Source organism: Micromonospora sp. NBC_00821 (genome assembly GCF_036347035.1).
Taxonomy (GTDB): domain Bacteria; phylum Actinomycetota; class Actinomycetes; order Mycobacteriales; family Micromonosporaceae; genus Micromonospora; species Micromonospora hortensis.
The window spans coordinates 6,171,440-6,191,897 of sequence record NZ_CP108880.1 but is presented as its reverse complement, the minus strand read 5'-3'; the positions used below and the strand labels follow the sequence as shown (position 1 = coordinate 6,191,897).

The 20,458-nt window shown below is 70.4% G+C and carries 20 protein-coding genes; 8 read left to right on the top strand and 12 right to left on the bottom strand.

From position 1 onward, the window contains the following. Positions 1–8: 8 nt before the first annotated feature. Positions 9–1,436 (top strand): xylulokinase, encoded by a 1,428-nt coding sequence (xylB, locus tag OHB44_RS28415; RefSeq protein ID WP_330438857.1) that lies wholly within the window; start codon positions 9–11, stop codon positions 1,434–1,436. Between the two features lie 93 nt (positions 1,437–1,529). Then, a complete protein-coding gene (locus tag OHB44_RS28410) occupies positions 1,530–2,963 on the top strand; it encodes an MFS transporter (protein WP_238684495.1) in 1,434 nt (477 codons plus the stop codon). A 369-nt stretch (positions 2,964–3,332) separates the two neighbouring features. Here OHB44_RS28410 and OHB44_RS28405 read toward each other — a convergent pair whose 3' ends face one another. The 5 genes from OHB44_RS28405 to OHB44_RS28385 form a co-directional block, all read right to left on the bottom strand. After that, entirely contained in the window at positions 3,333–5,006 is a 1,674-nt protein-coding gene (locus tag OHB44_RS28405) for a glycoside hydrolase family 13 protein (RefSeq protein ID WP_238684515.1), read from the bottom strand. A gap of 30 nt (positions 5,007–5,036) precedes the next feature. Continuing rightward, positions 5,037–6,083: a LacI family DNA-binding transcriptional regulator gene (locus tag OHB44_RS28400; protein ID WP_238684496.1), complete on the bottom strand. Its 1,047-nt coding sequence runs from the start codon at positions 6,081–6,083 to the stop codon at positions 5,037–5,039. Positions 6,084–6,152: 69 nt separating this feature from the next. Beyond that, the gene (locus OHB44_RS28395) at positions 6,153–7,121 is read right to left on the bottom strand and encodes a carbohydrate ABC transporter permease (RefSeq protein ID WP_330438856.1); all 969 of its coding nucleotides are present in this window, start codon (positions 7,119–7,121) and stop codon (positions 6,153–6,155) included. A 1-nt stretch (position 7,122) separates the two neighbouring features. Further along, positions 7,123–8,169 carry a carbohydrate ABC transporter permease gene (locus tag OHB44_RS28390; RefSeq protein WP_238684498.1) on the bottom strand — a complete coding sequence of 349 codons (1,047 nt, stop codon included), beginning with the start codon at positions 8,167–8,169 and terminating at the stop codon, positions 7,123–7,125. Positions 8,170–8,240: 71 nt separating this feature from the next. Next, positions 8,241–9,587, bottom strand: a complete 1,347-nt coding sequence (locus OHB44_RS28385; protein WP_238684499.1) for an ABC transporter substrate-binding protein — start codon at positions 9,585–9,587, stop codon at positions 8,241–8,243. A 251-nt stretch (positions 9,588–9,838) separates the two neighbouring features. Here OHB44_RS28385 and OHB44_RS28380 point away from each other — a divergent pair, with 251 nt between their 5' ends. Next, on the top strand, positions 9,839–10,612 hold the full coding sequence (locus tag OHB44_RS28380; protein ID WP_238684500.1) for a M23 family metallopeptidase: 774 nt from the start codon (positions 9,839–9,841) through the stop codon (positions 10,610–10,612). Positions 10,613–10,657: 45 nt separating this feature from the next. Here OHB44_RS28380 and OHB44_RS28375 read toward each other — a convergent pair whose 3' ends face one another. The 5 genes from OHB44_RS28375 to OHB44_RS28355 form a co-directional block, all read right to left on the bottom strand. After that, positions 10,658–11,152 (bottom strand): TspO/MBR family protein, encoded by a 495-nt coding sequence (locus OHB44_RS28375; RefSeq protein WP_266304577.1) that lies wholly within the window; start codon positions 11,150–11,152, stop codon positions 10,658–10,660. A 172-nt stretch (positions 11,153–11,324) separates the two neighbouring features. Then, positions 11,325–11,468: a GPGG-motif small membrane protein gene (locus OHB44_RS28370; protein WP_007464364.1), complete on the bottom strand. Its 144-nt coding sequence runs from the start codon at positions 11,466–11,468 to the stop codon at positions 11,325–11,327. After that, entirely contained in the window at positions 11,459–12,235 is a 777-nt protein-coding gene (locus OHB44_RS28365; RefSeq protein ID WP_091405690.1) for a metallophosphoesterase family protein, read from the bottom strand. The genes OHB44_RS28370 and OHB44_RS28365 overlap by 10 nt, the downstream gene beginning before the upstream one ends. A 10-nt stretch (positions 12,236–12,245) precedes the next feature. Further along, positions 12,246–12,521: a hypothetical protein gene (locus tag OHB44_RS28360; RefSeq protein WP_238684502.1), complete on the bottom strand. Its 276-nt coding sequence runs from the start codon at positions 12,519–12,521 to the stop codon at positions 12,246–12,248. After that, positions 12,518–13,102 (bottom strand): nucleotidyltransferase, encoded by a 585-nt coding sequence (locus OHB44_RS28355; RefSeq protein ID WP_238684503.1) that lies wholly within the window; start codon positions 13,100–13,102, stop codon positions 12,518–12,520. The genes OHB44_RS28360 and OHB44_RS28355 overlap by 4 nt, the downstream gene beginning before the upstream one ends. Before the next feature lie 182 nt (positions 13,103–13,284). Between OHB44_RS28355 and OHB44_RS28350 the strand changes: the two genes are divergently transcribed. Continuing rightward, entirely contained in the window at positions 13,285–13,953 is a 669-nt protein-coding gene (locus OHB44_RS28350) for a dTMP kinase (RefSeq protein ID WP_238684504.1), read from the top strand. Here OHB44_RS28350 and OHB44_RS28345 read toward each other — a convergent pair. Further along, the gene (locus OHB44_RS28345; RefSeq protein WP_238684505.1) at positions 13,938–14,630 is read right to left on the bottom strand and encodes an SDR family NAD(P)-dependent oxidoreductase; all 693 of its coding nucleotides are present in this window, start codon (positions 14,628–14,630) and stop codon (positions 13,938–13,940) included. The genes OHB44_RS28350 and OHB44_RS28345 overlap by 16 nt on opposite strands. A 160-nt stretch (positions 14,631–14,790) precedes the next feature. Between OHB44_RS28345 and OHB44_RS28340 the strand changes: the two genes are divergently transcribed. From OHB44_RS28340 to OHB44_RS28325, 4 genes are all read left to right on the top strand, one after another. Continuing rightward, entirely contained in the window at positions 14,791–15,807 is a 1,017-nt protein-coding gene (locus OHB44_RS28340) for an NAD-dependent epimerase/dehydratase family protein (RefSeq protein ID WP_330438855.1), read from the top strand. Between the two features lie 76 nt (positions 15,808–15,883). After that, positions 15,884–16,798 (top strand): MurR/RpiR family transcriptional regulator, encoded by a 915-nt coding sequence (locus OHB44_RS28335; RefSeq protein ID WP_238684507.1) that lies wholly within the window; start codon positions 15,884–15,886, stop codon positions 16,796–16,798. Then, positions 16,795–17,736 (top strand): N-acetylmuramic acid 6-phosphate etherase, encoded by a 942-nt coding sequence (gene murQ / locus OHB44_RS28330; RefSeq protein WP_210784546.1) that lies wholly within the window; start codon positions 16,795–16,797, stop codon positions 17,734–17,736. Before OHB44_RS28335 ends, murQ begins: the two co-directional genes overlap by 4 nt. 377 nt (positions 17,737–18,113) lie before the next feature. Further along, a complete protein-coding gene (locus OHB44_RS28325) occupies positions 18,114–19,103 on the top strand; it encodes a sigma-70 family RNA polymerase sigma factor (RefSeq protein ID WP_091405669.1) in 990 nt (329 codons plus the stop codon). Between the two features lie 72 nt (positions 19,104–19,175). On the opposite strand, the gene OHB44_RS28320 is transcribed toward OHB44_RS28325, so the two are convergent. Further along, positions 19,176–20,153 carry a C40 family peptidase gene (locus tag OHB44_RS28320; protein ID WP_330438854.1) on the bottom strand — a complete coding sequence of 326 codons (978 nt, stop codon included), beginning with the start codon at positions 20,151–20,153 and terminating at the stop codon, positions 19,176–19,178. Between the last annotated feature and the right edge of the window lie 305 nt (positions 20,154–20,458).

Below are 20,458 nucleotides of genomic sequence, written 5' to 3'. Positions count from 1 at the left end.
GCCCCGCCATGCCGTTGGTCGCAGGCGTTGACTCGTCCACCCAGTCCTGCAAGGTGGTGATCCGGGACGCGGAGACCGGCGCCCTGCTCCGGCAGGGCCGGGCACCGCACCCGGACGGCACGGAGGTCGACCCGGAAGCCTGGTGGCAGGCGCTGCGTAGCGCCGCCGACCAGGCCGGCGGGTTGGCCGACGTGGCGGCGGTCTCCGTCGCCGGCCAGCAGCACGGCATGGTGTGTCTCGACGAGGACGGCCGGGTGGTCCGCCCGGCGCTGCTGTGGAACGACACCCGATCCGCCGACGCCGCCGCCGACCTCATCGAGGAGGCCGGCGGCGGCTCGGCCGGGAGTCGGTTCTGGGCGGAGGCCACCGGCAGCGTTCCGGTGGCCAGCTTCACCCTCACCAAGCTGCGCTGGCTGGCCACGCACGAGCCGGAGCGGGCAGCCCAGGTGGCGGCCGTCTGCCTGCCACACGACTGGCTGACCTGGCGGCTGGCTGGCGCACCGGGGCTGGACGCGCTGCGTACCGACCGGGGCGACGCCAGCGGCACCAGCTACTGGTCGCCGGCCACCGGTCAATACCGGCTGGACCTGCTGGAGCAGGGCTTCGGCCGGCGGTTGGTGCTGCCCGAGGTGCTCGGTCCGGCGGATTCGGCGGGGAAGCTGTCCGACGTACTGGGTGGGCCGGGCGGCGCGCTGCTGGGCGCGGGCACCGGGGACAACGCCGCCGCCGCGCTCGGTGTCGGCGCCGGGCCCGGTGACGTGATCGTCTCGATCGGCACCTCCGGCACCGTGTTCAGCGTCGCCGACGTGCCCGCCGCTGACGAGAGCGGTGCGGTGGCGGGCTTCGCCGACGCGTCCGGTCGCTTCCTGCCGCTGGTCGCCACGCTCAACGCGGCCCGGGTGCTGGACGCCGCCGCCGCGATGCTCGGGGTCAGCCTCGACGAGCTGGCTGAGCTGGCGCTCTCCGCGCCAGCCGGGGCGGACGGGCTGGTCATGGTGCCCTACCTGGAGGGCGAGCGGACGCCGAACCGACCGCTCGCCACCGGCGCCGTGCACGGCCTGACCCTGCGCACGTCGACCCCCGCGCACCTGGCGCGGGCCGCCGTGGAGGGCATGCTCTGCGCGCTCGCCGACGGCTTGGACGCGCTGACCGCGCAGGGTGCCACCGCCCGCCGGGTCATCCTGGTCGGCGGCGGGGCCCGGTCGGCAGCGGTGCGGCAGATCGCCCCGCAGGTCTTCGGCTGCCCGGTCGTCGTTCCGCCAGCCGGCGAGTACGTCGCCGACGGTGCCGCCCGGCAGGCCGCCTGGGTCGCCCTGGGCGGCGACGCGCCGCCGGTCTGGGCGGTCGAGGGCACCGAGGAGTACGCGGCGACGGCCGTCCCCGCCGTGCGCGACCAGTACGCCGCGGCGCGCGGGTTGGTGCTCGACCGGCGCTGACAGTCGGGATCGACGCGGGTGGGTGCGGGCCGACGGTGACCGACACCCACCCGCGTGACGACCTCCTTCACGTGGTCTGGTTGGCTGCCGGTCATGACGGTGACCAGTGGCGGGCCCGGCCTGCGCCCGCACGGTCGGGGCGGTGGGCCGGCGCACCGGCTGTACAGCGTCGTGGTGTTCGTGCTGCTCGCCTCGCTGGACAACGTGGCGATCGGGCTGGTCCCCCCGCTGTACGGCCCGATCTCCGACGCGTTCGACGTGTCCGGTCGGCTGCTCGGCGTGGTCACAGCGGTCAGCTTCCTGGTCAGCGCGGTCGCGGCGGTCGGCTGGGCGTACGTCGGGGACCACACCAACCGCAAACCACTGCTCATGGTGGGCACGCTGCTCTGGGCGGCGGGCACCGGCGGTAGCGCGCTCGCCGACGGCTACCTGACGTTCCTGGCCGCGCAACTGGTCGCGGCTGTCGGCCTCGGCGCGGTCGGCTCGGTGGGCTTCTCCGTGGTCACCGATCTGATCTCACCGACCCGGCGCGGGCTGGTGATGAGTTTCTGGGGGCTCTCCCAGGGGGTCGGCACCCTCGCGGGCACTCTCGTCGGCGGGCTGCTCGGGGCTGCCGACTGGCGGCGGCCGTTCCTGCTGTTGACCGGCGTCGGACTGGTCGCCACAGTGGCCTACCTCTTCACGTACGACGTCCGGCGTGGCCAGAGCGAGCCGGAACTGGCCGGCAGGTTGGACGCCGGCGCCGAGTACGACTACCGGATCAGCCGCGCCGACCTGCCACGCATCCTGGCCCGGCGGACCAACCGGTGGCTGATCCTGCAGGGCCTGACCGCGCAGGCCGCGTTCGGCTCGTTGGTCTGGCTGCCGGTGCTCTTCGCCGAACGGGCCGAGGCGCAGGGCTACTCCACCTCGACAGCTGTGGTGGTGGGCAGCGTCTTCGCCACCCTGTTCCAGCTCGGTGGGGTGCTGTCCATCGTGGGCGGGCTGATCGGTGACGCCGTGCAACGGCGTACCCCGCGAGGGCGGGCACTCGTCGCCTCGATCGGCATCCTCGCCGCGCTGCCGTTCTACCTGGTGTTGTTCTTCGTACCGGTGACCATCGACGTGCCGGACGGCGCGAGCGGCGGCGCGGTGGTGGGTGCGGTACTGGCCAGTGTGTTCACCGAGCCGTCGGTCGGGCTGAGCCTGCTCACCGCCATCGTGGCGCTCGCGTTGACCTCGGCCAACTCGCCGAACTGGTTCGCCTTGATCGCCGACGTCAACCCACCGGAGCACCGGGGCACTGTCTACAGCCTGGGCAACCTGGTCAACGGGGTTGGTCGCGCGGCCGGCAACGGGCTGGTCGGGGTGGCCTTCCAGGCCCTGCGGGCGGCATTCCCGCCACCGCTGAACTTCGCCGTCGGGCTGGCCGCGTTCCAGCTCTTCTTCATCCCGACCGGTGTCATGTACTGGCTCGCCTCGCGAACCTCACCGGCGGACATCGACAACGTGCACGACCTGCTGCACACCCGAGCCAACCGCCTCTAACCCCCACTCACCCCCACTCACCCCCGCCCCGCGATCTTGCGCTTACTGTCCCGACACAAGCGGCATAGAACCCATACCGACGACCGAATCTGCAAGATCGGCGCGGCGGCGGCGTGGGGGGCACGTTCGGTGTGCGGGTCCGAGGGACTGGGCGTCCCGCGCCACTCGAGATCGCGCTACTTCCTGGTTCTCGTTGCCTTCCGGCGGGCCGAGGCCACCGCATCCTGGAATGAGTGCGATCTCGAGGGTGCGGGGCGCGGGCGCACGGCGGGCGGGCATGAATCGTTTACGACATCAGCTCCATAGCGGGCCGGTCCACGCTGATCGGCCCGCCCGCGAGTACCGCGGAACGGGCCGGTCAGCGTTCGGTCAGCCTCGCAGCCAGACGGTCACGTCAGCCGGGAGCGCGCCGTCGTCGTCCAGGGGCGCGCTGGCGGCGAGCACCTCGGCGCCGGCCGGCACCGGCACCGGGGCGGCACCGAAGTTGGTCAGCACTGTCAGCTCACCGTTGCGGAAGCTCAGCACCTCGTCGCCGGAGGACAACCACTCCAGGGTGCCGCGACCCAGCCCGTGGGCACGGCGCAACCGCAGCGCCGTGCGGTACAGCTCGTACGTCGAGCCGGGCACGTCGCGTTGGCGGTCCAGCGCGTACTCCGCCCAGAGCGCGGGCTGCGGCAACCAACTCGCGTCGGTCGGCCCGAAGCCGTACGACGGGGCGTCGGCCTCCCACGGGATCGGCACCCGGCAGCCGTCCCGGCCGCGCTGGGTGTGCCCGCTGCGTGCCCAGGTCGGGTCCTGCCGGGCCTCGTCGGGCAGAGTGGTGTGCTCGGGCAGCCCCAGCTCCTCACCCTGGTACAGGTACGCCGAGCCGGGCAGCGCCAGCATCAGCAGGGTCGCCGCCCGGGCGCGGCGCAGACCGAGTGCGGCGTCCGGCTGCGGGTCGCCGATGCCGATGCCGTTGGGGCGTACGGTGCCGACCGGCAGGCCGAGCCGGGAGGCGTGCCGCACCACGTCGTGGTTGGACAGCACCCAGGTGGTCGGCGCGCCGACCGAGTCGGTCGCCTCCAACGAACGGGTGATCACCGCGTACTGGGCCGGTGCGCTCCACGCGGCGAGCAGGTACTCGAAGTTGAACGCCTGGTGCATCTCGTCCGGGCGGACGTAGCGGGCCAGCCGCTCGGCCGGTTCCACCCAGGCCTCGGCGACCAGCACCCGCTCGCCGGGGTAGCTGTCCAGCACCTGCCGCCACTGCCGGTAGATCTCGTGCACGCCGTCCTGGTCCCACATCGGCGGGCGGGGCTTGTCGATCTCGTTGCCGGAGAGGATCTCCTGCGGCTCCTGCCAGTCCGCCAGGTCGGCCTGCTTGATGAGGCCGTGCGCCACGTCGACCCGGAAGCCGTCCACGCCGCGGTCCAACCAGAAGCGCAGCACGTCCAGGAACTCCGCGTGCACCTCCGGGTTGTCCCAGTTGAGGTCCGGCTGCCCGGTGTCGAACAGGTGCAGGTACCACTGGCCGGGCTGTCCGTCGGCGTCGACAGTCCGGGTCCAGGCCGGACCACCGAAGACGCTCTGCCAGTCGTTCGGCGGCTGGTCGCCGGCCGGACCTCGGCCGTCCCGGAAGATGTACCGCGACCGTTCGGCGCTGCCGGGCGCGGCCGGCAGCGCGGCCTGGAACCAGCGATGCGCCGAGGACGTGTGGTTCGGAACCAGGTCGACGATCACCCGCAGGTTGCGGGCCCGGGCCTCGGCGATCAGCTTGTCCGCGTCGGCGAGGGTGCCGAACAGCGGGTCGATGTCGCGGTAGTCGGCCACGTCGTAGCCGGCGTCGGCCTGCGGCGAGGGGTAGAAGGGGGAGAGCCACACCGCGTCCACGCCCAGCTCGACCAGGTGGTCGAGGCGGGCGGTGATGCCGGGCAGGTCACCGATTCCGTCCCCGTCCGAGTCGGCGAACGAGCGGGGGTAGATCTGGTAGATGGCGGCCTCGGTCCACCAGCCGGTGGCCGGGTGACCGGAGGGGGTCTGCTGCGTCGGATCGGTGTTCAGGGTCGTCTCCCGTGTTGCGGTGTGTGGATTTCAGTGTGCCCGGGGCGGTGCGGTCGAGTCCCGGACCACCAACCGAGTGGGCAGGACCACCGGAGTGTCGCAATCGGCGCCCCGTTGACTGACGATGGGGCCCGGCGGTCGGGCCCCGAGCGGGTCGAGCAACATCTGGGCGGCCAGCCGGCCCTGCTCGGCAGCGGGCTGGGCGACGGTGCTGAGCCCGAGCACACCGGCCAGGTCGTGGTCGTCGATGCCGATCACGCTGACGTCCTGCGGCACCCGCAGTCCGACGTCGCGCAGGGCGGTCAACGCGCCCATCGCCATCTCGTCGCAGGCGGCGACGATCGCCGTCGGTGGCTCGCCGCGGGCCAGCAACTCGGCGGTGGCCCGGTTGCCGCCGTCGATGGTGAAGGTGGACTCGATGTCCAGGGTGGGGTCGGGTCGCAGGCCGGCGGAGCGCAGCGCCGACTGGTAACCCCGACGTCGGTCGAGGTGGGTGGTGAAGGCCAACTCGTCGTCCGGGTCGCCGGAGATGTGGGCGATCCGGTGATGGCCGAGGTCGATCAAATGCTTGGTCGCGACCCGCGCGGCAGCCACGTCGTCGATCCGTACGCACGGCCAGTTGGGCACCCTGCTGCCCGAGCTGATGGTGACGCCGGGCAGTTCCAGGGTGGCCAGCGCGGTCAGGTCGGCCGGACGCAGGGGCGTGGCGACCAGCATCATGGCGTCCACCCGCTTGTGCAGGTTCGCCGTACGCAGAACCCGCTGGCGGACCTGCTCCCGGCCGCCCAGGTTGTAGAGCAGCAGGTCGTAGCCGGACTGGTGGAGGTATTCCTCGACCGCCTCGACGACGGTGCTGAAGAACCAGCGGGTGATCCGGGGGACCACCACCGCGACAGTGCCGGTCCGGCCGCCGGCGAGCCGGGACGCGCTCGGCGAGACCTCGTAGTCGAGTTGCTCGGCGGCGGCGAGTACCCGGCGTCGGGTGGCGGCCGAGACCGTCGGTAGTCCGCGCAGCGCCCGCGAGACGGTGGCAGTGGACACTCCGGCCAGCCGGGCCACATCATCGATCCTCGTCACGGTTTCCCCCGCTCGGTGCCCGGAGCGTCCGCCGCCGCCCGAGGGGCCGGGCGGCGGCGGACGCGCGGGTCAGCCCTTGACGCTGCCGGCGAGCAGACCTCGCACGAAGAAGCGCTGCAGGGACAGGAACACGATGAGCGGTACGACGATGCTGACGAACGCACCGGCGGTCAGGCGCTGCCACTCGTTGCCGCGGGTGCCGGCCATCTCGGCGAGTCGGACGGTGAGCGGAGCGGTCTCGTCGCCGCCGCCCGCGAAGATCAGCGCGACCAGCAGGTCGTTCCAGACCCAGAGGAACTGGAAGATGCCGAACGCCGCCAGCGCCGGGGTGATCAGCGGCAGCACGATGGTGCGGAAGATCTTCGGGTGGGTGGCCCCGTCGACCCGGGCCGCCTCCATCAGGTCCCCCGGCAGTTGCGAGATGAAGTTGTGCAGCAGGAAGACGGCGAACGGAAGCGCGAAGCAGGTGTGGGCGAACCACACCTGGGCGAACTTCTGCTCGTCGACCAGGTCCCAGGCCGGCATCAGTGTGACGCCGCCGAGGCTGACCCCGGTGGAGAAGAACCTCAGCAGCGGCACCAGGGCCATCTGCAGCGGCACGATCTGCAACGCGAAGATCGCGATGTAGACCCAGTCCCGGCCACGGAAATTGATCCACGCCAGCGCGTACGCGGCGAGGGCCGCGAAGGCGAGCGGGAAGAGCACCGACGGGATGGTGATCGCCAGCGAGTTGATGAAGGAACCGGCGAGCTGCCCGGAGGACGCCGAGCGCCCGAACAGGACCTGCTCGTAGTTCTCGAAGGTGAACTGCGGGTTGGTGAAGGCCGTCCACCAGCCGGTGGTCTTGATCTCGTCCTCCGGGCGGAGGGAGGAGATGAGCAGACCGAAGGTCGGGATGGTCCAGACCACCGCGATGACGATCGAGACGAGCGTCGCGGTGCGACTGTTCAATCGCTTGCGGACCCGGCCGGCCTTGGTGGTCAGGGTGCCGTCGGTCTTCTGGGTGCCGGCGGCGACGGTGGGCGTTGCGGTGCTCATCTCAGCCCTCCCGCTGTTGACGGAGGTTACGGATCTGGTAGATCACGACCGGGATGACCAGGATGAAGAGGAAGACCGCGAGCGCGGAACCCCGCCCGTTCTCGCTGTACCGGAACGCCTGGTTGTACATCTCGTTGGCGATCACGCTGGTGTCGTAGTTGCCGTTCGTCGAGGTCCGGACGATGTCGAAGACCTTGAGCGTGGCGATCGTGAGGGTCACCATCACGACGATCAGCGCCGGTCGGATGCTCGGCATGGTGATCTGCCAGAACATCTGCCACGGGCTGACACCGTCGAGCCGGGCGGCTTCGACGATGTCGCCGGGGATCGCCTTGATCGCGGCGGAGAGCACCACCATGGCGAAGCCGGCCTGGATCCAGACCATGATGACGATCAGCAGCAGCGTGTTCAGCGGCGATTCGAGCAGCCACTGCTTGGGCTCACCGCCCAGGCTGACCACGATCTGGTTGAGCAGACCGATCTGGTCGCCGTCGCCTCGGTAGGCGTAGACGAACTTCCAGATGATGCTGGCGCCGACGAAGGAGATGGCCATCGGCAGGAAGATCAGTGACTTGGCCACTGCCTCGAACCGGGCCTTGTCCACCATTACGGCGTAGATGAGGCCGAATCCGGTCGCCACCAGCGGGACCAGGAGCACCCAGATCAGGGTATTGATCAGGACCCGGACGATCGCGTCGTCGGAGAACATCCAGCCGAAGTTCTCCAACCCGACCCACTCGGTGCTGGTCCTGTTCATCAGGGAGAGCAGCACGGTGCGGATGGCCGGTACGACCAGACCGATGGTGAGCAGCAACAGCGTCGGCAGCAGGAAGAAGAGCGCGAAGATCCCCTCCCGCTGCTTGAGCCGACGGGGAAGTGGAGCACCACTCGCCGAGGCGGCGACGAGCTGCGCCTCCCGTCGCCGGGCGAACCAGGCCGGCACCACGTCGAGCAGCAGTAGGAGACCACCCACCACCAGCACGAAGGCAACCAGCCCGTACATCAGCATGAGGAGCTTCGGCTGCTCATCGGCGAAGTCGAACTCCATCAACCCTCCCTTCCGGGTCCACCTCGGCCGGTGGCCCGGCCCGCGTCAGCGGACCGGGCCACCGTCGGGGATCACTTAGGCCAGCTGCTCTCGATGCCCTGGAGCACCGGGGCGGTCGCCTTGCCGTTCAGCCACTCGACCATGCCCTTCCAGAACGTTCCCGCGCCGACGCCGGCCGGCATCAGGTCGGATCCGTCGAAGCGGAAGGTGCCCGTCTTGTCCTGGAGGATCTGGACGGAGAGCTTGTCGATCGGGCTGGCGACGTTGGCGATGTCCAGCTTGTTGTTCGCCGTGACCCAGTTGCCGAGCTTCGCGCGGCTGTTCACGTACTCCGCCGAGACCAGGTAGGTCTGCACGGCCTGGACCTCGGGACGGTCGGCGTAGCCGACGACGAACTCGCCCGCGCCCAGAACCGGCTTGCCCTTGGACGGGTCGATGGCCGGGAAGTAGAAGGCGAACGCGTCGCCGTCCTCGGCCACCTTGGTGCCCTCGGGGAACTGGTTGGCGTAGAACGACGCCTGTCGGTGCATCGCGCACTTGCCGGTGGTCACCGGCAGGCCCGCCTCCTGGAAGGCGGTGGTGGTGATGCTCTTGACGCCGCCGAAGCCGCCGTTCATGTACTTGTCGTTCTTGAGGATGCTGCCGGCGCGGTCGACCGCGTCGACGATCTTCGGGTCGTTGAACGGGATGGCGTGGGTGGTCCACTGGTCGTAGACCTCGGGACCCTGCGTCCGCAGGACCACGTCCTCGATCCAGTCGGTGGCCGGCCAGCCGGTGGCGTCACCGGACTCGACGCCCGCGCACCACGGCTTCGTGCCGCTGGCGGCGATCTTGTCGCTCAGGGCGATGAGCTGGTCCCAGGTGGTCGGGACCTCCCAGCCCTTCTCCTTGAACGTCTTCGGCGAGTACCAGACAAAGGACTTCACGTTGGCGCCGAGCGGCACGCCGTAGAGCGTCCCGTTCACGGTGCCGTACTTCAGCCAGTCGGCCGGCATGTTCTGCTCGGCGAGGGCCTTGGTGTCGGCGCCGAGGGACTTCAGCTTGCCGGCGTCCGCGAAACGCTTCACCAGGCCCGGCTGCGGCACGAAGGCGATGTCGGGGGCATTGCCACCGTCGACCCGGACGGGGAGCTGCGCCTCGAACTCGCCGCTGCCCTCGTAGTCGATCTCGATGCCGGTGCACTCGGTGAACTGCGACCACGACCGCTCGAGCAGGTCGGCCTCAGCGTCACGGATGGACGCGTAGATGGAGACCTTCTTGCCGTCGTGGCCCTGGTACTTGTCGTATGCGGCGCACTCCGCGGAGCCCGCTTTGCTGCTCTTCTTGTCGTCGCCGGTACCGCAGGCGGTGGCGCTGAGCGCCAGCCCGATTACACCGGCGATCACGAAGGCCTGGCGTGGTCTGGTAAAGACCGCCATGCCGTCCTCCTTCCTAGCCGGCGCGGTCGTGCTGGTGACCCGTCGCCGGTCCGATTGGGCGTGCACACATGTAAGCGCTTGCATCCGGCCCGGTCCACCCCCTGTCAGACACGAGCGAGTAACAATCCGGAAACCTGCGGTCTGCCTGGTGGGCGCGCTCCCGGCGACAAGCTGGGGACTCTTTCGAAGATTGACGATATCTGTCAGGCTGGACACCACGTATCGAAGGTTTTCGACATAGGAGGAGCTGTATGCGAAAGCGGTGGATCAGCCTGCTGGTGACGGGTCTCATCGTCGGGGGAGTCCTGGCGCCAGCCAGCCCGGCGCTGGCCGCGCCGACCTTCAAGGTGCCGTTCCCGTGCGGCCAGTCCTGGTCCGGGCAGACTCGATCGGGTCACAGCCCGGCGAACGCCGTCGACTTCAACCGCACCGACGATCAGGGCGACCCGGTGGTGGCGAGCGCCCCCGGCACCGTCGACCGGGTGACCGACCTCGGTGGCACCAGCTACGGCAAGTACGTCCGGATCAACCACGGCGGCGGTTACAGCACCTACTACGCGCACCTCAACGGCTTCAACGTCTCGGTCGGGCAGACGGTCGGGTACGGCAAGGTGCTCGGCTGGGTCGGCACCACCGGCGGATCGACCGGCCCCCACCTGCACTACGAGCAGCGCCTCAACGGCGCCGACATCCAGGTCCGCTTCAACGGCACTCTCGCGCTGTACTGGGGCACCAAGAGCTACACCAGTAACAACGGGTGCTCCTCGGGCAGCGGCAACGGCACTGTCGACACCAGCGGCACGGCGCTGACCGTCCGCTCCGGCCCCGGCACCGGGTACGCCTCGGTGGGCACCGTCGCCGACGGCGCCCGGGTGACCATCGCCTGCCAGACCAGCGGCACCACTGTCACCGGCACGTACGGCACCAGCTCGATCTGGGACCGGATCGGCTCCGGCCGCTACATCGCCGACGCGTACGTGTACACCGGCTCCGACGGCTACATCCCCGGCGTTCCCCGCTGCTGATCCGGCCACGGTCCCCGGCGGCCACCGCCGCCGGGGACCGGTCGGTCAGTTGTTCAGCTGCCAGATCGACAGGTTCAGCGCGGCGGCGAAGGTGACCCAGGCCCAGTACGGCAGCATCAGCGCCGCCGCCACCCGGGACACCCGGGCGAACAGCACCACTGTGAGCCCGATCGCCAGCCACATCAGCACGATCTCGGCGAACGCCAGCCCGTACTGCCCCGCGCCGAAGAACAGCGGGGTCCAGATCGCGTTGAGCACCAGTTGGGCGGTCCACGCCCAGAGGGCGGGGGAGAAGCCGACCCGCCGCCACACCAGCCAGCCGGCCACCGCGATCAGCGCGTAGAGCAGCGACCAGACCGGGCCGAAGAGCCACGAGGGCGGGGCCCAGCCGGGCTGCCGCAGGTTCGCGTACTCCTCGGTGGTGCCCTGCACGCCCAGCCCGCCAATCGCGGCCGCCACGAAGACCGCCGCCGCGAAACCGGCGAGGGCCCACCACGCTCGCCGCCCGGAGGTAGCCGGTGCCTCCTGAGATGTCTCCATGGTCGAGATATTTCCTCTCGCTGTCGGCTCAAACCGCCGAGCGGGAGGGCGGTTCACGGGGCCTGCCACGCACGAAAAAGCGCCGGGATCGCCACGGCCGGTGCTTCTGTCGGGAGGACGAAGCTCCGGTCGCGGCGACCCCGGCGGGTCCCGGTGTTGAGGCGTATGAGCGCTAATTGAAAATGCTGACACCACCCGGGCCGACCAACAGCCCGACGACGATGAGGACGATGCCCCACAGGATCTGCCGGCGGAACAGCGCGAGGATGCCGGCGACCACGAGTACGACTGCGAGAATCCAGAGAATCAGCTCCATGACCTCTGACTACCCGACTGGCCGATCGGGGAAACCTGGTCGGTGTCGAGTTGATCGCCAACGTGAAAGACGCTGTACGCCTGCTTGATCACCGGGTGCGCGACGTTGCGGACGCGTACCCCGCCGGGGGTCGTGCCGCGCTCGGTCCCGGCGTGCGCGTGCCCATGCACGGCGAGCGCCGTGGGCGCCGAGTCGATCGCCTGCCCCAACTGGTACGACCCCAGGAACGGGTAGATCTCCAACGGCTCGCCGGCCAGCGTGTCCGGCACCGGCGAGTAGTGGGTGAGCGCGACCAGCATGTCGCAGTCCAGCGAGCGCAGCGCCGCACCGAGACGGTCCGCGCTGTCGGTGGTGGTCCGCACGAAGGCCTTCATCTCCGGCTCGCCGAAGTCACTGGCGCACCGACCGGCGAACCCGCCGCCGAAGCCCTTGACGCCGGCGATGCCGAGTCGGCCACCCGCGCAGTCCAGCACGACGCCGTTGCCCTCCAGCACTGTGATGCCCGCGTCCTCCAGCACCTTGACCACCTGTGGCACCTGGTCACACTGGTGGTCGTGGTTGCCCAGCACTGTCACCACGGGTACGGCCAACCCACCGAACTCCTCGGCCACGCAGCGCGCCTCGGCCTCGGTGCCGTGCCGGGTCAGGTCCCCGGCCAGCAGCAGCACGTCGGCGCACTCCGGCAACTCCTCCAGCGCCGGTCGGAACCGGCCGACCACGTCCTCGTCCAGATGCACGTCGCCCACAGCGGCAATCCGGATCACCATGGAACCTCCCTCAGGGCAGTTGCTCGATCTCCGTGGGCGCTTGGGCGCGGATCACCCCGATGTCGCTGGTGACCGGCACGTCCGGAAAGCGCTCGGACACCCGACGCAGGATCTCGTCCCGCCGGTGCGGACTCTCCACCTCGCCGTAGAGCACGAGGGCGCGTTCCCGTCGAACCACTGTGATCCCCTGTTCGGCGACGGCCGGGTCCTCGACGAGCAGCCGTTGGATCTCCGCCTCGACGTACTCGTCCGGTGGCCCGGCGTCGATGTCGCGATGATGGGTCACGATGTCCCCTCTCCTGGCTGGGTGCCGGCGGCCGGCACCACCTCCAGCCGGTCCAGCAGCACCAGGAACGCCTCGGCGTACGGCGAGTGCTGCGTCTCCTTGCGTACCCGTTCCCAGTCGATCTGCTCCCGCAGCGAGCGGGCCAGTGGCAGACCGCGGGCGAAGTCGCAGTAGTGCTGGGAGAAGCTGAGCAGTTTGTGCACCATCAGCTGGGTCGCGGACAGCACCGGCATGCGAATCGCGTCCACCGGTCGGATGACAGTGTCGGCGAACGTCTCCTCGGTGACCGGCGTCTCGATCGGCCGATGGATCAGGTCCACCATCCGGCCGTCGTCGAACACCTTCACCAGCCAGTCCTCCGGGGGATGCTCGGCGACGAAGCCGGCCGCCACCAGGGCCTCCAGTGCCTCGTCCACGTCGGCCTCCCGGATCAGGAAGTCGACGTCGTGATCGCTGGAGTGGCCCCCGTGGGCGTAGACCGCGAAGCTGCCGCCCAGGGCGAACGGAATCTCGGACTGCTTGAGCACGGCGGCGACCTTCTTGAGGGTGTGCACCAGACTCTCGTCTCCGCGCTCAGCCATCTGGTTCCTCCGTCGTCGTGTTGGTGGACCGGCGGTTGGATTTCAAACTCCGGTACCCGGCATTCAGGTCGTCCACACCTGCTGGTGTCTCGGTCGGGCGTCAACAGGGATGAAGCACCACAAACCTCGCGGACCAAGTGCGTGGGTCGGATAACCTGTGGAGAGTGGCCAGATCATCGGGGATGCGACGACGCAAGGCCCGATTGCGCACCGTCGCCCTGATCGGGATCGACGGTTCGGGCAAGACCACGCAGGCACACCGGCTGGCCGACGCGCTGACCGCCGCCGGACGCCCCGCCACCTACCGCCGCAACGCCAGTGGCCGCCGCTGGCTCGGTCGGCTCGCCCAACGCCTCGGCCGGCCGGACGCGCAACGGCTCGTCGGTCGCGACGGCGTGCTGGCCGTGGAGTCGGTGCTGCGCTGGCTGGCCATCGCCATCGCACTGATCAGCTGTCTGCTCACCGGCCGGACGGCGGTGATGGATCGCTACTCGGCGTGCCAGTACGCGAGCATCCGGGCGCACGGCGGGCAGCGCTGGGAGCGGCTCGCCCGGGCCGGCTACCGGTTGTTCCCGACGCCGCAGGTGACCTTCCTGCTCGCCGTCGACCCGGCGGAGGCGTACCGGCGCATCGAGGAACGCGGCACCGACCACGAGACGATGGGGTGGCTGACCGCCGCCGACACCGCCTACCGGGCACTGCCCGAGTACCCCAGCTTCGTGCTGGTGGACGCGGGCCGCCCGGCCGAGGAGGTGACCGAGCAGATCCAGGCGCACCTGGAGACCTGGCTACCGCCGTCCGCCTCAAGCGGAGAGGACGTCGGCCCGGTGGTGGCTCAGGCCCGCCCGTAGACCGGCACCGTGGCACCACTGGTCGGGGCGGAATCGGCCGACGCGAGGAACCGGATCACCGGCGCGATCTCGGCCGGGGTCACCCAGCGGGAATGGTCGGCGTCGGGCTGGGCCGCCCGGTTCGCCGGGGTGTCGATGACGCTGGGCAACACGGTGTTGCAGCGCACGTTCTGCGACCGGTACTCCACGGCGACCGCGTTGGCGAAGGCCAGCACCGCCGCCTTGGCCGTCGAGTAGCCGGCCGCGCCGCGGAACGGGGTGACCGCCGCGCGGGCCGAGACGCAGACCACCGCGCCGCCGCCGGACGACACCAGGTGCGGGAGCGCTGCCTGGGTGACCAGGTAGGTCGGCCGCAGGTTGACGGTGAGCATCCGCTCGAACTCCTCGACCGGGGTCTCGTGCACCAATCCGCCGCTGGCGTACCCCCCGACGAGGTTGACCACCGCGCGCAGCGGTGCCGCCGGTTCGCCGGCCGCGGCCTCGACCGCCCGCGCCGCGCCCGCCGGCTCGCCCAGGTCCGCGAGCACGCGGACCAGTCCGGCCGTCGCCGGCTCCGACCCGGGCCGGGCTTTCCGATCCGGTACGACCACCCGCCAGCCCGCCTCGACGAACGCGGTGACGACCGCCCCGCCAAGCCCCCCGAACCCCCCGGTAACCAGAACGCTGCCCTGTCCCATGAACCCCACGCTAGTGCCCCCACGCCTCCTTCGGGCCCCTCCGTCGATCATGAAGTTGTTGCCGTGACACGCCGATCCGAGTGGTGACAACTTCATGATCGCGGTCTGCCGTGGGCAGATTGGTGGGGTCGTTCGAGCCTTGAGGGCGCAGGATCGGCGGATGCGGATACTCATTCTCGGTGGCACCCAGTTTCTCGGCCGGGCCACGGCACGGCTCGCCCTTGAACAGGGTCACGAGGTGACCTGCGCGGCCCGAGGCGTGTCCGGCGCGGTGCCGGCCGGGGCGCGGTTCGTGGCGGCCGACCGCGATAATCCCGAGTCGCTCGTCCCGCTCGCCGCCGACGGCTTCGACGCAGTGGTCGACGTGACCCGCCAGATCAGCCACGCCCGGCACGCGCTCAGCGCGCTCGCCGACCACGTCGGCCACTGGTCGTTCGTGTCGACGATCTCGGTGTACGCGGACCACACCACCCCGGGTCAGACCGCTGCCGACGCGCCGATCCTGGTACCGGCCCCGCCGGACGTGGACGGTCCGGTCGGCCCGGACCACCGCTGGTACGGCGAGTGCAAGGTGAGCATCGAGGAACTGGTCCGGGAGCGGGTCGGCGTGGACCGTTCGTTCATCTGTCGGGCGGGGCTGATCGTCGGCGCGGAGGATCCGAGCGACCGTTTCCCGTACTGGGTGCGGCGGCTGTCGGCCGGTGGCGAGGTGCTGGCCCCCGGGCAGCCGACTGACCGGGTGCAGTTCGTGGACGTCGCCGATCTGGCGCGTTGGCTGTTGCACGCCGCCGGCACCCGACTCGGCGGCACGTACGACGGCACCGGTCCGGCGATGTCCCGGGCCGATCTGTTGGCCGGGGTGGCCGCCGGGCTTGGCGTCGCCGATCCGGAGTTCACCTGGGTCGACCAGGAGTTCCTGCTGTCCCAGGACGTCCGCGAGTGGTCGGGGGAGCGGGCGCTGCCGCTCTGGGTGCGGCTGCCGGAGACCGCCGGCCTGATGGACCGGGACGTCCGGCCGGCCCTGGAGGCGGGTCTGACGGTCCGTCCGCTGGCCGACACCGTTCGGGCGACAGCGTCCTGGATGGCCGCACACCCGGCGGCCATCCGGCAGGGTGGACTCGACCCGGCGGATGAGGCGGCGATCCTGGGAAGGTGGCAGGCTGTGCGGGACCGGTGATCCCGGCGATCGAAGTTTCCCCCCACCTCGGACAGTCATAGTTGACGCTCACGCCTGCTGAAAGTAAGTTTCATCCGTGGCGAAGAGTCCGAAGATTTCTGCGAGTCACGAGCCCGGTGGGCTGATCGTCCACATCAGCGGGCTGTTGCCATCGCTGTCGCCCGCCGAGCAGCGGGTCGCCCGGCTGGTCGTGTCCGACCCGGCTGCCGCCGCCCGGCGGACAATCACCGACCTCGCCACCGCGGCCGAGACATCCGAGGCGACAGTCATCCGGTTCTGCCGTTCGGTCGGCATGGACGGTTACCCCCAGCTGCGCATCCGCCTCGCCGCCGAGGCCGCCCGCCGCATCGAGCCGCCAGACGCCCGAGTGGTGGGCGGTGACATCCCGCCCGGTGCCGACCTCGCCCAGATCATCGCCACCATCGCGTTCAACGACGCCCGCGCCGTCGAGGAGACCGCCGAGCAACTCGACCCCGCCATCTGCGAGCAGGTGGTCGAGGCGATCAGCGGTGCCGGCCGGATCGACATCTACGGCGCCGGCGCAAGCGGGTTCGTCGCCTCGGACTTCCAGCAGAAGCTGCACCGCATCGGCCGGATCGCCTTCTACTTCCCGGACGTGCACACCGCGCTGACGTCGGCCGCCCTCCTGGGCCGGGGCGACGTGGCGATCGGCATCTCGCACACCGGCACCACCTCCGACGTGATCGAGGTGCTGGAGCAGGCCCGCACCCGCGGTGCCGCGACAGTGGCGCTGACCAACTTCCCGCGCTCGCCGATCACCGACGTGGCGGACTTCGTGTTGACCACGGCGGCACGGGAGACCACCTACCGCTCCGGCGCGACGGCCAGCCGGCTGGCCCAGCTCACAGTGGTCGACTGCCTCTTCGTCGGGGTGGCCGCCCGCAACCGGGCCCGGGCCCGCAAGGCCCTGGAGGCGACCGCCGAGGCGGTCCAGTCGCACCGGGTGGGTGCCAACCGGAGGCGGGCATGACGGCCGGTGCGGAGATGCCCGCACGGCCCGCTCGCCCCACGGTCCGGGTGGGTGCCCCCACCGAACGGCGTAACCCGCTCAGCGTCGACCTCGACCTGATGTCGACCCGGGACGTGCTCACCGTGATCAACGAGGCGGACCGGCGGGTGCCCGCGGCGGTCGCCGCGGTGCTCGACGAGATCGCCACCACCGTCGACCTGGCGGTCGCGGCGCTACGCGGCGGTCACCGGGTGCACTACTTCGGGGCCGGCACCTCCGGCCGACTGGGCGTGCTCGACGCGGCCGAACTGGCCCCCACCTTCAACTCGCCCCGACACTGGTTCTGCGCGCACCTCGCCGGGGGCCCGGACGCGATGTGGCGGGCCGTCGAGGACGCCGAGGACGACGACCGGGGCGGCGCGGTCGAAGCGGCCAGTTGTGTACGGGCCGGGGACCTGGTGGTTGGTCTGGCGGCAAGCGGACGCACCCCGTACGTCCTCGGGGCGCTTGCCGCGGCCCGCGCCAAGGGCGCCTCGACGGTGCTGCTCTGCGCCAATCCGGAGGCGGAGGCCGCCCGGTCGGTCGACGTGTTCATCGGGGTGGACACCGGACCCGAGGTGGTCACCGGGTCGACCCGGATGAAGGCGGGCACAGCGCAGAAACTGGTCCTCAACACGTTCTCGACCGCCGTCATGGTGCGCCTGGGGCGGGTCTACTCGAACCTCATGATCGATATGGTGGCCACCAACGCGAAACTCCGGGGACGAATGATCTCGATCCTGGTCGAGGCCACCGGTTGCTCGGAGGAGCTCTCCCGGCAGGCCCTCACCGAGGCCGACGGGGACCTGAAGACGGCGCTCGTCGCCCTCGTCTCGGGCGCCGAGATCGACGCCGCCCGTGCCGCGCTGGCCCGCTCGGCCGACCAGGTGCGCGGCGCCCTCGCCCTGCTCGCCTCCTAGCGCCACCCGCATCGGGAAGCGAACCGGCCCTCGGATTGTTCATGAGGCCGGGGGGTAATAACACCCCCGTGAATGAACCGACCGGTGCGCCGGTGCGTATCTGGCAGTGACCAGGATCGCATCGCGGTGGTGACCCGGGTCGCTGTGCCCCCACTGCGGGCGGTGTTGCCATGGTGCGGTAACCCGTACGTGGTGCCCAGTGGCGAGCCGCCCGATGGGGTGCTGACAGCAAACATGGACCGTGCTCTCAGCTACTACTCAGGCATTCGTGACACTTTCGACTCACGACGAGGAATCCCCGACACGTCTCATCTGTTGTGTAGGTGTCAGCACCGATGGGCACAGCAGAAGTTACCAGGGGCCGACAGGTGTGGGGAATGGCAAGGAACCGGGCAACCGGCGCGAGCGAGGGGACCGTGGGCAACGTGGACAAGAACATCGGCATGCGAACCGACGAGGTTGCCGAGGAGCGCGACCTGGTCGGCGTCTACCTGCACGAGATCTCCCGGACGCCACTGCTGGACGCCGCCAAGGAGGTCGATCTCTCCAAGGCGATCGAGGCCGGCCTCTACGCCGAGCACCTGCTCGGTGAGGAAGCCGTTCCCGCCGGTGTCGACCGGGCCGACCTGGAGTGGCTGGTCGTCGAGGGCGAGCGGGCGAAGGACCTCTTCATCCGTGCCAACCTCCGACTGGTCGTGTCGATCGCCCGGCGCTACGTGCGCTCGGGGATGCCCATGCTGGACCTGATCCAGGAGGGCAACACCGGCCTCGTCCGGGCGGTCGAGAAGTTCGACTACGAGCGCGGCTACAAGTTCTCCACCTACGCCACCTGGTGGATCCGGCAGGCGATCAGCCGGGCGATCGCCCAGCAGGAGCGCACCGTCCGTCTGCCGGTGCACCTGGTGGAGGACGTCAACCGGATGCGCAACGTGGCCCGGCAGCTGACCCGTGAGTTGGGCAGCGACCCGGAGCCGGAGCAGATCGCCAACGCCCTCGGCGTCACCGTCGAGCGGGTGAACGAGCTGCGCCGCTGGTCGCAGGACACCGTTTCGCTGGACACCCCGGTGGGCGACGACGGCGACACGAACCTCGGTGACCTGGTCGCCGACAGTGACGCGCCGTCGCCGGAGGACATCGTCCTCAGCGGCCTGGAGCGGCAGCGCATCGAAGGGCTGCTCAACCACCTCGACGACCGGTCCGCCGGCATCATGCGGGCCCGCTATGGGCTGGAGGACGGCCGGGAGCACTCGCTCACCGAGGTAGCGTCCCGCTTCTCGCTGTCCCGCGAGCGGATCCGACAGCTGGAGATCCAGGCCCTCGGCCGGCTCCGTGAGCTGGCCCGGGCGGAGGGGCTGCAAGCAGCCTGACCTGGTAGTAATGACGGCGAACGGCCGGCGTCCGATAGGGGGACGCCGGCCGTTCGCCGTTTCCGATGGTGGTTAGCGCACCCGGCCGTAACCCTGGATGGACATCATGTTCATGCCACGCTTGAGCACGTTACGACCGGCGCTGGGCGCGTCGATCACCTGACCGTCGCCCACGTAGAGGGCGACGTGCCCGAGCCCGCTGTAGAAGACCAGGTCGCCGGGGCGCAGTTCGCCCCGCCCGATGTGGGCGACAGCGCTCCACTGCATCCGGGTGTTGTGCGGCAGGGACTTCCCGGCCGCCCGCCAGGCAGCCGAGGTCAGGCCGGAACAGTCGTAACCGTTCGGCCCGTCGGCCGCCCAGACGTACGGCTTGCCGATCGCGCCGAACGCGTAACGCACCGCCGCTCCGGCAGCACCGGACACGGCGGGCACGTTCTTGGCCTCGCTCGTCGCCGCCCTGGGCTCGGGTCGCTCGGTGGCGGCCCCGTACGCCTGCCGGCGCAGCTCGTACAGCTTGGCCAGGTCCTGCTCGATCTGCTTCTTACCCGCGGCGAGCTGACGAGCCTGTGCGGCCTGCCGGGTCAGCGTCGCGCCCAGGCGTGCCTTCTCGTCGAGCAGCCGCTGCTGGTCGGCAGTGAAGCCGGAGATGCGCTCCTGCCGCTGACGGGTCAACTGCTCGATCGTGCCGAGCCGGTCCAGCAGTGCGGCCGAGCCGCCGGGACGGAGCAATGCGTCCGCGGTGCGCAGACCGCCGCTCTTGTACGCGGTGGAGGCGAGTTCCGCCACGTCGGCTCGGCTCTGCTCGACCTGCTGTTCGAGCGGGCCGATGCGGGTCTGTAATCGGGCCACGGCGGCCTCGTTTGTCTTGATCTCCTCACGCAACTTGTTGTAGGACTCGACGACCCGCTCCAACTCGGCCGAGGACGTCTCGATCCGGCGGGTCAGGTCGGCGGGGGACGGCTCGGCCTGGGCCACCGCCGTCGGGGCGATCAGCGCGGCCGACATGCCGACCAGCGCCACGGTGCGCAGCAGATTTCTCAGGGATGACAAGAGCGGAAGGCCCCTCTCCCACGGCCGTCGGGGCTGCTGACGCCCTCGACGACACCGGCCGGGGCCATCCGGGCGGACGGCACTGGGCCGGACCGGCTCGCCCAACCTAACCCGGGACGGATGTCGCTCGCAGTTGAAGCAGGGGCGAAAGTTGGGAGAGTTGCGGGTCGGGCGCCTGCGCTGGGTGGCGCCATCGTGGCTGATGACACCTGCGAGCGAGGGAACATCGCCCTTTTGGCGGCCTACTGACGGATATGCGACTTTCGTCGTTCCGGGCGTATGCCGCCGGATTCCTAGCCGCCATA